At 54.7% G+C, this 11172-nt stretch carries 13 protein-coding genes; 11 read left to right on the top strand and 2 right to left on the bottom strand.

Annotated elements, in window-relative coordinates:
• The first annotated feature begins 329 nt into the window (after positions 1 to 329).
• The 5 genes from EV680_RS08365 to hflX all read left to right on the top strand — a co-directional run bounded on the left by EV680_RS08365 (position 330) and on the right by hflX (position 4504).
• A complete protein-coding gene (locus tag EV680_RS08365; RefSeq protein ID WP_132954298.1) occupies positions 330 to 794 on the top strand; it encodes a Fur family transcriptional regulator in 465 nt (154 codons plus the stop codon).
• The gene (locus EV680_RS08370) at positions 785 to 1708 is read left to right on the top strand and encodes a CobW family GTP-binding protein (protein WP_132954299.1); all 924 of its coding nucleotides are present in this window, start codon (positions 785 to 787) and stop codon (positions 1706 to 1708) included. Before EV680_RS08365 ends, EV680_RS08370 begins: the two co-directional genes overlap by 10 nt.
• 199 nt (positions 1709 to 1907) lie before the next feature.
• Positions 1908 to 2237: a YegP family protein gene (locus EV680_RS08375; RefSeq protein ID WP_132954300.1), complete on the top strand. Its 330-nt coding sequence runs from the start codon at positions 1908 to 1910 to the stop codon at positions 2235 to 2237.
• Positions 2238 to 2352: 115 nt separating this feature from the next.
• Positions 2353 to 3240, top strand: coding sequence for a phosphatidylserine decarboxylase (locus EV680_RS08380; RefSeq protein ID WP_132954301.1), 888 nt, complete (start codon positions 2353 to 2355; stop codon positions 3238 to 3240).
• Between the two features lie 148 nt (positions 3241 to 3388).
• A complete protein-coding gene (gene hflX / locus EV680_RS08385; RefSeq protein ID WP_132954333.1) occupies positions 3389 to 4504 on the top strand; it encodes a GTPase HflX in 1116 nt (371 codons plus the stop codon).
• 75 nt (positions 4505 to 4579) lie between these two features.
• Here hflX and EV680_RS11950 read toward each other — a convergent pair whose 3' ends face one another.
• Positions 4580 to 4720: a hypothetical protein gene (locus tag EV680_RS11950; RefSeq protein ID WP_165870930.1), complete on the bottom strand. Its 141-nt coding sequence runs from the start codon at positions 4718 to 4720 to the stop codon at positions 4580 to 4582.
• 513 nt (positions 4721 to 5233) lie between these two features.
• Between EV680_RS11950 and EV680_RS08390 the strand changes: the two genes are divergently transcribed.
• The 6 genes from EV680_RS08390 (at position 5234) to EV680_RS08415 (ending at position 9886) form a co-directional block, all read left to right on the top strand.
• Entirely contained in the window at positions 5234 to 5659 is a 426-nt protein-coding gene (locus tag EV680_RS08390; protein ID WP_132954302.1) for a YeeE/YedE family protein, read from the top strand.
• Entirely contained in the window at positions 5656 to 6060 is a 405-nt protein-coding gene (locus EV680_RS08395; protein ID WP_132954303.1) for a DUF6691 family protein, read from the top strand. Before EV680_RS08390 ends, EV680_RS08395 begins: the two co-directional genes overlap by 4 nt.
• A gap of 46 nt (positions 6061 to 6106) precedes the next feature.
• Entirely contained in the window at positions 6107 to 6493 is a 387-nt protein-coding gene (locus EV680_RS08400) for a hypothetical protein (RefSeq protein WP_132954304.1), read from the top strand.
• A 93-nt stretch (positions 6494 to 6586) separates the two neighbouring features.
• Entirely contained in the window at positions 6587 to 7507 is a 921-nt protein-coding gene (locus EV680_RS08405) for a TraB/GumN family protein (protein WP_132954305.1), read from the top strand.
• Between the two features lie 135 nt (positions 7508 to 7642).
• Entirely contained in the window at positions 7643 to 8998 is a 1356-nt protein-coding gene (trhP, locus tag EV680_RS08410; protein WP_132954306.1) for a prephenate-dependent tRNA uridine(34) hydroxylase TrhP, read from the top strand.
• A gap of 132 nt (positions 8999 to 9130) precedes the next feature.
• Complete coding sequence (locus EV680_RS08415; protein WP_132954307.1) at positions 9131 to 9886, top strand: SIMPL domain-containing protein; 756 nt, start codon at positions 9131 to 9133, stop codon at positions 9884 to 9886.
• A gap of 63 nt (positions 9887 to 9949) precedes the next feature.
• Here EV680_RS08415 and EV680_RS08420 read toward each other — a convergent pair whose 3' ends face one another.
• Complete coding sequence (locus tag EV680_RS08420) at positions 9950 to 11140, bottom strand: NRAMP family divalent metal transporter (RefSeq protein WP_132954308.1); 1191 nt, start codon at positions 11138 to 11140, stop codon at positions 9950 to 9952.
• Positions 11141 to 11172: the final 32 nt, after the last annotated feature.

Here is an 11172-nt window from a genome sequence, read left to right on the forward strand (position 1 = left end):
AAAAAGTAAGCTAACAAGGCGGCGAGCCGCAGACAGTACAGATAGTACGGCAAGGCGAGACAACGAAGTTAGGTTATTTTTTTGGATTGGTATTAATCGGATAAGGTTGATTTTTTGGCGATAAAAACCAAGGCCGTCTGAAACATAAATCGTTCAGACGGCCTTATTGTTGAATGAAAAAACGCGCGCTTGCCGGTGGCGCATATCTTGCATACGCGCTGTGTTTGCTTTGGCGGGTTTGCTTTACCGCTTGTTGCGCCTGCCCGCACAAAGCGGCCAAATCGAGTTATAATATAACATTGGCTCTGAAGGCCGTCTGAAAGCAGCGTATGCAAACCATCAAGCAGCAAATCCTCAGCCAAGCCCGCCAAAACGGCGCTCAGGTGACGGCTCTGCGCGAGCAGGTGCTGGATATTGTGCTTGCCCGGCCCGGCGGCGTGATCAAAGCCTATAATGTGCTCTCGCAAATGCAGCAGCAAAGCGAGGGCCCGGTGGCGCCGCCCACCGCTTATCGCGCGCTCGATTTTTGGGCGGAGCAGGGCGTGTTGCACAAAGTGGCGGCGGTAAACGGCTATGTGTTGTGCAGCCATGCGCAGCACGATTGCGGCGCGCATTGCCACGAAAGCGCGCCGCACCACAGCGCGTTTATTTTGGTGTGCAGCGAATGCGGCGCGGTAGACGAGCAAACGCTCAGCCGCGAATGGCAGGCCTTGCGCGCCGGTGTGGCCGCCGGCGGCTTTTCGCTTCAAGACGAACATGTGGTATTAACAGGGATATGCAGCAAATGTCAGTAAAAAAAACCAAAGTGCATTTAATTTCCGGCTTTTTGGGCACCGGCAAAACCACCGCGCTCAAAAGCCTGATGGCGCAGAAAAACCCGGATGAAAAATGGGTGATTATTGTGAACGAATTCGGCGAAATCGGCATTGATGGCGCTGTGTTGAGCGATAATGGCATTCCCGTGGCCGAAATTGCCGGCGGCTGCCTCTGCTGCGTGGCCGGCCCGCAAATGAGCAACACCGTGGCCAAAATGCTGCGCGATGTGGCACCCGACCGCTTAATGATAGAAGCCAGCGGCTTGGCACATGCGGCCAGCGTGATTGATGAATTGAAAACGCCGCCTTTGGATCAATCGCTGGAAATCGGCGCGGTGTTTACCGTGGTGGATCCGCGCCAGTTTGTCAGCCCCGATTATGCACAACAAGCGCTTTATAAAGACCAAATCGGCGTGTGCGATGTGTTGGTGGCGAGCAAAACCGATTTGTGCGGCCCTGAAGTGCTGGCCGAATTCCGCGAAAAAGCCGCCAAGCTGTTTCCGCCCAAAGCGCTGGTGGCCGAAGTGGACAATGCGCAGATGAACATCGAATGGCTCGATATTCCCGTGGTGGAAAAATCGCGCTACCGCCTCAAAACCCTGCCCGACAACACCATGGGCTTCCAATCGCAAGGCTTCACCTTTGCCGCCGGCCAAGATTTCGACGGCGAGCGGCTCACTAACTTTTTTAACGATTTGCCCAAAATGACCGAAGGCTTGGTGCGCGCCAAAGGCGTGTTTCAAGTGCTGGGCACTTGGGTGTGGCTCAACTGGGTGGACGGCCAATGGGGCGCGAGCCAGGTTTCATGGCGTCGCGACAGCCGCTTCGAGCTGATTGCCAAATCGTTTGATGCCGATTTGATTGAGAAAAAACTCACCGAAGCGTTGGAATAAAACAATGCAGAATAAATAAAGAGGCCGTCTGAACACTTTTCAGACGGCCTGTTTGATGCTGATGGATGCACGTTTGGAATTATTGCCGAAAGAGATATTGACAAGCGCGAAACCAATTCATTATAGTGGCCGCGACAGCTTGATTTTAAAGTGTTTGTTAAGTGGTTCCGACGAATGTATGAAACGAGGAGGCGGCACAATGGCAACATTCGAATTGAAAAAAAGCGACACAGGCGAATTTCATTTCAATTTTCTTGATGAGCACGACAAAACCATTTTGCGCAGCGAACAATACAGCAGCAAAGCCGCCGCACAAAACGGCATCGAATCGATACGCACCAATGCCGGCAACGATGCCCGCTACGATTTGAAAGAGAGCCAATCGGGCAAGCTTTATTTCAACCTCAAAGCCGCCAACGGCCAGATTATCGGCACGAGCATGATGTATGCCGACCATGCTGCGCGCGAAGCGGCCGTGCTGTATGTGAAGGGCGGCGCGGCGCATGCGGGCGTGGTGGAAGATTTATAAACACACACCGCAAATAAACCGACAGGCCGTCTGAAAGCTTTCAGACAGCCTTTTTTGTTTATTGTCGGAAATAATCCGTTATAATCGGCAGATTCATTTTTCAGGAAAGCGCATTATGCCCCGTTTTTACCCGCACCCGATTATCGCCCGCGAAGGCTGGCCGTTTATTTCGGCAGGCTTGGTGCTCAGCATCATCGTAACCGCCTGCGCCGGCTGGTGGTCGCTGCCGTTTTGGCTTTTCACCGCCTTTGCTTTGCAGTTTTTCCGCGACCCTTCGCGCCCGATTCCGCAAGATGCCGATGCCGTGCTGTGTCCGGCCGACGGGCGCATTGTGGTGGTGGAAAAAGTGCTCGACCCCTACCGCAATGTGGAAGCGCTGAAAATCAGCGTGTTTATGAATGTGTTCAACGTGCATTCGCAGCGCGCGCCGGTTGACGGCACCATTACCGGGGTGGAATACAACAAAGGCAAATTCGTGAATGCCGCGCTGGATAAAGCCAGCACCGAAAACGAGCGCAATGCTGTGTTGGCCACCACCCGCAGCGGCCGCGAAATCACCTTTGTGCAAGTGGCCGGCCTCGTGGCGCGCCGCATTTTGTGCTACATCGGCGAAGGCGAAAAAGTGGTGCGCGGCGAGCGCTACGGCTTTATCCGCTTCGGCTCGCGCGTGGATGTGTATCTGCCCACCGATGCCCGCGCAGAAGTGGCCATCGGCGATAAAGTGAGCGCCAGCAGCACCATTTTGGCGCGCCTGCCTTTGAGCGCACCGGCCGCAGAGCCTGAGCCGCAAACCGTGGCAACCCCCGATGCTGCGGCCACCGCTGCAGCGGCTGCGGCACTCACTCCGATCGAGCGTGCCGGTGAAAACGGTGCCGATGCCGCAGAAACCAAAACCGTTGCTGCCGCTCAAGCAGGCGTGCTGGATGATGAGCAGCAAATTGTAGAAAATATTGCCGAAGAAGTGCGCACGGCCGCCGAGCAAGCGGTGAAGCAGGATAAATAACTTTACGCCAAAACGGTTTTCAGACGGCCTGAAAACCGTTTGTTGTTTCTGCTTCCTATTTATTCATGCCTTTTAGAAAGATTGCATCTTGAGCCAAAAGCCTGCCTTGTTCCCTGTCGACAAAACCCTCGAAAAGCCCGAGCGCGTGATGCTGGTGGGCGTGATGTTGAGCGCGGATTATGCCGGTGCCAACGAAACGCGCGAGCGCGCTTTTCAGGCGGCGCAGGCCGAAGCCGCCGATTTGGTGCGCGCCAGCGGCGGCGATTTGGTGTGCAGCGAAACCGCCAAGCGAGATAAGGCGCACAGCGCTTTATTTGTGGGCACCGGCAAGGCAGAAGAGCTGGCCGAAGCGGTGCAGCAGCATGAAATCGAGCTGGTGGTGTTTAACCACGAGCTCACGCCCACGCAGGAGCGCAATCTGGAAAAAGCGCTGCAATGCCGCGTGCTCGATCGTGTGGGCTTGATTTTGGCGATTTTTGCCCAACGGGCGCAATCACAAGAGGGCAAATTGCAGGTGGAATTGGCGCAACTCAGCCATTTGAGCGGCCGCTTGGTGCGCGGCTACGGCCATTTGCAGAGCCAAAAAGGCGGCATCGGCCTCAAAGGCCCGGGCGAAACCCGGCTTGAAACCGACCGGCGCTTGATCAGCCAGAAAATCAGCGCCTTGAAAAAGCAGCTGCAAAACGTGCACAAGCAGCGCGCCACCCGCCGCAAAGCGCGCATGGCCGGCAATATGCCCACTTTTGCGCTGGTGGGCTACACGAATGCCGGAAAATCCAGCTTGTTCAACCGCTTAACCAAGGCCGATGTGTTGGCCAAAGACCAATTATTCGCCACGCTCGACACCACCGCACGGCGGCTTTATCTCTCGGCCGAGGTGAGCGTGATTCTCACCGACACGGTGGGCTTTGTGCGCGATTTGCCGCACAAATTGGTGTCGGCTTTTTCCGCCACGCTGGAAGAAACCGCGCTGGCCGATGTGCTTTTGCATGTGGTGGATACGGGCCATCCGGCATTTGAGCGGCAGATGGATGATGTGGATAAAGTGCTGGAAGAAATCGGTGCGCATGAAGTGCCGCAGCTGATTGTGTATAACAAAATCGATCTGCTCAGCGGCGAAGCGGCGCGCGCGGCGGGGGTGTTGCGCGATGCAGCGGGCAGGGCAGTGGCGGTGAATGTGTCGGTGGCTCAAGGGCTGGGGCTGGAAGATTTGCGCGCAGCCATGATTGAGCGCGCAGAAGAAGTGCGCGGTGCGCGCAGCTGAATGTTATGAGAAAAGTGTCCGACAAAAAGCCGCCCGTGCAAACCGGCGGCTTTTCAATCATGTCTGCCTGCTGCATTAATGCGTGGGCAGCTGTTTTTTCTTACCTTGATGAAACTTGCCATACATCACCCAAACCATCAAACCTAAATAGCCCAAGGTAGATAAAAAGCCGATCACGGCAAAAATAGGCATCCAACGCTCGATCATCTCGATCATAATGATACTCCTAAAGCAAATACTCGTTTTCACAATATTGTTATATTGCGGCTTGGCCGCTGTAATGTCCCGTAAGTTCCTGAATCTTGTCAGGAATGCTTGGCAGTATGAAATTAAACTAAATAATCGTCAATTTGTTTGTATTGTTTTTTAGCTTTTTCGATAAATAAAGATGCAGTTGTCGCAGATTTGTGACATGAGGATGACAATAGAATAAAAAAGTGGGTAAGGCAGCCCAATAACTTCAATAAGAATCAAACGTATTCATGTGATTTTTTATTTTTATGGAGGCTTTGAATCGCTCTGACGAGCGCATTTTTCCGGCAATTTTATGCTGGTAAAGGCATATTTTTGAGGGTGTAGTGCTTATATTTCCTCGAAAATCCAATGCTGCATAGCGTAAAAAAAGATGATAAAAGGCGCTGCCATGAGTGATTCAGCTTTCTTAATGTTCAGTTGCTTTTAAAAATTCAAAATTATGATATTATAATTTTGTGTTTTTAAGGAGTGAATATGAATCAGGAATATTGGGCGGCTTTGGCCGGCGGTTTGTTGATCGGTTTGGCGGCGGCATTGATGTGGCGGCTCTACGGCCGGATTATGGGCAGCAGCGGCATCTTGGCCGGCGTGTTTGAGCGGCAGGGTTCTGAGCGTTTGTGGCGCTTGGCTTTTGTGGCCGGCGTGATGGTGTCGCCATGGCTTTATGCGGCGGCTTTCGGTATGCCTGAGGTGGTGATCACCGACAATCGCTGGCTGTTGGTGGCCGGCGGGCTTTTGGTGGGCTACGGCACGCGGCTGGGCTCGGGCTGCACCAGCGGCCATGGCGTGTGCGGCTTGGGGCGTTTGTCGTTGCGCTCGTTGGCGGCGGTGCTGGTGTTTATGCTGTTTGGTTTTGCAACGGTATTTGTGTTGCGCCATGTTTGGGGGACGGGTGTATGAACGGGATAATGTTTTTGCTGGGCTTGCTGTTTGGTTTCGGTTTGCTGCTTTCAGGCATGAGCAATCCGCAAAAGGTGCAGGATTTTTTGGATGTGTTTGGCCGTTGGGATGCTTCGCTGGCTTTTGTGATGGGCGGTGCGATATTGGTGACGCTTATCGCTTTTCGCGGCAGCCGCTCGGCTAAGCCGCTTTGTGCGCCTGCTTTTCAGGAGCCGGCCACTACGCGCATCGATCGCCGATTGCTGGCGGGCAGCGCTTTGTTCGGCATCGGTTGGGGCTTGGCCGGTATTTGTCCCGGCCCTGCTTTGGTGTTGGCAGGAATGCTGCGTGCCGAAATGCTGTGGTTTGGCGGCGCAATATTGGCCGGCATGTGGCTGTTCCGCTTGCAAAAGAGGCCGTGAATGGCGTAAAGTCGGCCGCATGCGGATGCAGAAAAGGAGCATAACGATGAGTAAAGTTCAAGCGGCTTTAATCGGCGCGGTGGCCTTGCTTCTGGCCGCTTGTGCCAGCACACCCGAGCAAAAAGCGGCAAAGGCGGCTGCGCAGCAAAAGCAGGAGCAGGAATTGCAGGTGGCGCTGGCGGGGCAATGTGATAAGGAAACGGCCATGTTGATGCAGCGCCAATTCAATCCGCCCGAGGGGCAAACCGAAAAGCAGCAGCAGGAATTCCGTTTGAAATATGTGGATAAAGTGGCCGACCCGATGTTTCAGGCTTGCTATAAAATGGCGTGGCAAAATTATATCGCTCAGCAGCGTTTGCGCCAGATGCGCTATTATTATGATGATTGGGATGATTTTTATTATCCGTTCAGACGGCCTTACCGTTATTGGTGAGAATAAACTGTGTATGATGTGGTTTCAGACGGCTCTTGGCCGTCTGAAACTTTTTTTAATGAAAGAAAGCATGGCTTTATAGTGAAAGCAAGCATGGCCAAATATTTCTTAGCGCTGCTGATGCTGCTGGCCGCGGCTTCGGGCTTTGCCCGCGGTGCGCCGGAAGCGGAAACTTTTTTGTGGCAGCTGAGCCAGCCGGGGCGGCCGGTTTCTTATCTTTTGGGCACGCTGCATGTGGGCAAAACGGGCGCGCGCCTGCCTGCGCATTATCAGCGCGCGCTTGAGCAAAGTGCGCAGCTGGTGGTGGAATCGAATGCCGATGAGCTGGCCGAGCCGCAATATGCCGCTGAAGCCGCGCGCATGGCGGCGCTGATGGCCGACACGCGCACGCTCGACCAATCCATCGGGCGTGTGCGCATGTTTGCGCTAAACCATGTGCTGCAACAGGGCAACGATACCATCGCGCTGGATGGCAGCAGCCGGCTCAAGCCGTGGGCTTTTTGGTTGAGCGTGCAGAGCCTTTATTCGCCCAAAGGCTATTCTTATCACAGCGGCACCGATAATTTGCTGATCCGGCAGGCAAAAGCGCAGCAAAAGCCGGTGATTGCGCTGGAGCGGCTCGAGCCGCTTTATTATTTCAACGCGGTGCCGGAAGATAAAATCCGCCGCAGCCTCGATATGCTGATCCGCCACCACCGCACCATTTTGGCCGAACAAAAAACGCTGGTGGCGGATTATCAGGCCAATCAAGCCGGCCGATTGTGGCAGGATGTGTCTGATCCTGAAGAGCAGTTTAAATATCTGCCGGTGCAGGATCGTGCTTTTTGGCAGCATTTGATGTATCAGCAGCTGCTGGTAGAGCGCAACCAGCAATGGCTGGTGCGGCTGGTGGAAATTCTGCCGCAGCAGCCCACGTTGGTGGCGGTGGGCGCGGCGCATTTATTTGGAGAACAAGGCCTGATTTTGCGGCTGCGGCAAGTGGGCTATCGGGTGGAGCCGGTGCTGCCTGAATAATATTCAGACGGCCTTGATATCAAATTGACCCTGCACTAAAAAAAGCGGATAATTTCAAACCTCTAATTCAACAATATTTTTTCAGACGGCCTCTCTACAAAAGGCCGTCTGAAACTTTTCCCAGGTAGCACACACATGAAATCACCCGAATTATTACTGCCCGCCGGCGGCCTCGAGCGCATGAGGGCTGCGTTTGACTATGGCGCCGATGCCGTGTATGCCGGCAGCCCGCGCTATTCGCTGCGCGCGCGCAATAATGAATTTGCCAAGCTTGAAGTGCTGGAGCAAGGCATTCGCGAAGCGCACGCGCGCAACAAGAAATTCTTTCTCACGGTAAACACCTTGCCGCACAACAGCAAGCTGAAAACCTTTATGGCCGATATGGAACCGCTGATTGCCATGCAGCCCGATGCGCTGATTATGGCCGACCCCGGCCTGATTATGAACGTGCGCGAACGCTGGCCGGAAGTGCCGATTCATTTGTCGGTGCAGGCCAACACCACCAACTGGTGGGGCGTGAAATTCTGGCAGAAAATCGGCGTGGAACGCATTATTTTGTCGCGCGAATTGAGCATCGAAGAAATTGCCGAAATCCGCCAACAATGCCCCGATATCGAGCTGGAAGTGTTTGTGCACGGCGCATTGTGCATCGCCTATTCCGGCCGCTGCCTGCTCTCGGGCTATTTCAACCACCGCGACCCCAACCAAGGCACCTGCACCAATGCCTGCCGCTGGGATTACAAAGTGCACGATGCGGCCACCGATGAAATGGGCGACGCCAAATTGCTGCAAGGTTTCGATTTCAACCGCGCCCAAGAAGAAGCCAATGCCGCATTTGAAGGCATCAACGGCCAAGTGCGCCACCCGGCTGCCGATAAAGTGTTTCTGATTGAAGAGGCCAACCGCCCCGGCGAAATGATGCCGATTATGGAAGACGAACACGGCACTTATATTATGAATTCCAAAGACTTGCGCGCCATCGAGCAAGTGGCTAAGCTCGCCGAAATCGGCGTGGACAGCCTCAAAGTGGAAGGGCGCACCAAATCGGTGTATTACGTGGCGCGGGTGGCGCAGGCTTATCGAAAAGCGATTGACGATGCCGTGGCGGGCAAGCCGTTTGACTTAGGCTTGCTGGCCGAATTGGAAGGCCTGGCCAACCGCGGCTACACACCCGGCTTTTTGGAGCGCCACCAAACGCAGGAATACCAAAACTATCTGGCCGGCCATTCACTGGCCAAGCAAAGCCAGTTTGTCGGCCAAGTCACCGAAATCGACGCCGAAGGCTGGGCCACCATTGAAGTGAAAAACAAATTCAGTGTGGGCGACACGCTGGAAATCATCCACCCTAGCGGCAACCAAACCGTGCAACTGGCCGCGATGACGCGCAAAGGCGAAGCGGTGGACGTGGCACCGGGCAACGGCATCGAAGTGAAGATTCCGCAGATGCAGGGCAAAGAAAAAGCGCTGATTGCGCGGGTGATGAATCCGTAAACGGTGTTGGATAAAGAAACAAAGGCCGTATGAAACAATTTGCAGCAAGCAGCTTGCAGGTAAAAACCGTTTCAGACGGCCTTATTTTGATTAGAATAGCAATATTCATCTGCAAAACACAAAGGAGCCGTGATGGCTGAAAATTCCCCTTCTAAAAGCCTGGTTTTATTGGGCATCACCTTGGCTGTCGGCCTGATTGCCGCTGCTTTCGTGCTGGGCACTCAGTTTAAAAACTTCCGCCAGCCCGGCACCATTACGGTGAAAGGCTTGGCTGAAAAGCCTTATCAGGCCGATAGCGCCGAATGGCAAACCAGCGTGGTTGTGCATGGGGCAACTTATCAAGAAGTGCTCGACGGCCTGAAACGTGCGCAGCCGGTGTTGGCCAAATTTTTGCAGCAGCACGGCTTTGGCGCGGCCGAAATCCAAACGCTCACGCCCACGGTGGAGCCTGCTTATGAAGAAAGCCGCAGCGGCGACGGCCGCTACCAACGAGTGCAAAACGGCTTTGACGGCGAACAAAAGTTGATGGTGAAAAGCAAAAATCTGGCCGATATCCAAGCCGCCAACCAGGCGATTTTATCCTTGCGTGCGGCCAATGAAGCCATCCGCTTCGAGCCGCCGCAATACTTGCTCAGTAATCTGGAAACCATCAAGCACGCGCTGATCACACAAGCCACCGAAGATGCCCACAAACGGGCGCAGGAATTCGCCAAAACCGGCGGCGCGGCGGTGGGCGCGATGCGTTCGGCTTCGCAAGGCTCGTTTAATATTTATGCCGACGGCGGCGAGGGCAGCAGCGATGATTACGGCGGCGTGTATGACAAATCCACCATCGGCAAAAATGTGCGGCTGGTGGTGACAATTGAATACGGCATTGATGCGAAATAATGGTATTCATGTGTAGATAAAGAGAGGCCGTCTGAATGTTCAGACGGCCTTTTTGATGCTTTTTTAACCCATCAAAGCACCGAAATATTTCACCAGCGTGATGCCGCTCAACACCGCCATCAACACCACCACAATCAGGCCGGCCACCGTCATCCACAGCGGGTGTTTGTAGTCGCCCACGATATTGGTTTTATAGGCTGCCAGCAAAATCAGGCCGAGCGATATAGGCAGAATCAGGCCGTTGAGCGTGCCCACCAGCACCAAAATCTGCGCCGGCCGCCCCACGGTGGCGAGCACGGCGGTGGAAACCGCGATAAAGCCGATTACCCACCAATTGCGGTGGCGCGCGATGGCGGGGCTAAAGCCGGTGATAAACGACACCGAAGTATAAGCCGCGCCGATCACCGAGGTAATCGAAGCGGCCCAAATCACCACGCCGAAAATCAGCAGGCCGATATTGCCCGCCACATATTCAAACGGGGTGGAAGCCGGATTTTTCGGGTCGAGCGCCACGCCTTGCGACACCACGCCGAGCACGGCCAAAAAGAGCACCACACGCATCACCGAGGCAATCAGAATCGCCGAAATCGAGCTTTTGCTCACTTCGGGCAGCGCCGCCTTGCCTTTGATGCCGGCATCGAGCAGGCGGTGGGCGCCGGCAAAAGTGATGTAGCCGCCCACGGTGCCGCCCACCAGCGTCACAATGGCGATGGCATCCAATTCAAGCGGCACAAATGTGCGCAAAGCGGCTTCGCCCAGCGGCGGGCTGGCTTTAAACGCCACATACACGGTGAGCGCAATCATGATAAAGCCCATGATTTGGGCGAATCGGTCCATCACTTTGCCGGCTTCGCGAAACAGGAAAATGCCGATGGCAATCAGGCCGCTGATAATCGCGCCGGTTTCGGGCGAGAGGCCGGTGAGAATGTTTAAGCCCAAGCCCGCGCCGCCGACGTTGCCGATGTTGAACGCCAGCCCGCCCATCACAATCAAAAGCGCCAATAAATAGCCCGCGCCGGGCAGCACTTTGTTGGCAATATCCTGCGCACGCTGCTCCGACACGGCGATGATGCGCCAAATATTCAACTGCGCGCCGATGTCGAGCAGAATCGAGAGCAAAATCACAAAGCCGAAGCTCGCCAGCAGCGTTTGCGTGAAGGTGGCGGTTTGGGTGAGAAAGCCCGGGCCGATGGCGGAAGTGGCCATCAGGAAAGCCGCGCCCAGCAGCACGCTGCGGTTGGAAGATTGAGACATGGAATGCTCCTTTTAAGGATTGATTAAAACGG

It is taken from the genome of Uruburuella suis (assembly GCF_004341385.1).
Taxonomy (GTDB): domain Bacteria; phylum Pseudomonadota; class Gammaproteobacteria; order Burkholderiales; family Neisseriaceae; genus Neisseria; species Neisseria suis.

Excerpts from the sequence above, each read along its gene's own strand:
- EV680_RS08365 (WP_132954298.1), top strand. The coding sequence starts at position 330 with ATGCAAACCATCAAGCAGCAAATCCTCAGCCAAGCCCGCCAAAACGGC.
- EV680_RS08370 (WP_132954299.1), top strand. The coding sequence starts at position 785 with ATGTCAGTAAAAAAAACCAAAGTGCATTTAATTTCCGGCTTTTTGGGC.
- EV680_RS08375 (WP_132954300.1), top strand. The coding sequence starts at position 1,908 with ATGGCAACATTCGAATTGAAAAAAAGCGACACAGGCGAATTTCATTTC.
- EV680_RS08380 (WP_132954301.1), top strand. The coding sequence starts at position 2,353 with ATGCCCCGTTTTTACCCGCACCCGATTATCGCCCGCGAAGGCTGGCCG.
- hflX (WP_132954333.1), top strand. The coding sequence starts at position 3,389 with ATGCTGGTGGGCGTGATGTTGAGCGCGGATTATGCCGGTGCCAACGAA.
- EV680_RS11950 (WP_165870930.1), bottom strand. The coding sequence starts at position 4,720 with ATGATCGAGATGATCGAGCGTTGGATGCCTATTTTTGCCGTGATCGGC.
- EV680_RS08390 (WP_132954302.1), top strand. The coding sequence starts at position 5,234 with ATGAATCAGGAATATTGGGCGGCTTTGGCCGGCGGTTTGTTGATCGGT.
- EV680_RS08395 (WP_132954303.1), top strand. The coding sequence starts at position 5,656 with ATGAACGGGATAATGTTTTTGCTGGGCTTGCTGTTTGGTTTCGGTTTG.
- EV680_RS08400 (WP_132954304.1), top strand. The coding sequence starts at position 6,107 with ATGAGTAAAGTTCAAGCGGCTTTAATCGGCGCGGTGGCCTTGCTTCTG.
- EV680_RS08405 (WP_132954305.1), top strand. The coding sequence starts at position 6,587 with ATGGCCAAATATTTCTTAGCGCTGCTGATGCTGCTGGCCGCGGCTTCG.
- trhP (WP_132954306.1), top strand. The coding sequence starts at position 7,643 with ATGAAATCACCCGAATTATTACTGCCCGCCGGCGGCCTCGAGCGCATG.
- EV680_RS08415 (WP_132954307.1), top strand. The coding sequence starts at position 9,131 with ATGGCTGAAAATTCCCCTTCTAAAAGCCTGGTTTTATTGGGCATCACC.
- EV680_RS08420 (WP_132954308.1), bottom strand. The coding sequence starts at position 11,140 with ATGTCTCAATCTTCCAACCGCAGCGTGCTGCTGGGCGCGGCTTTCCTG.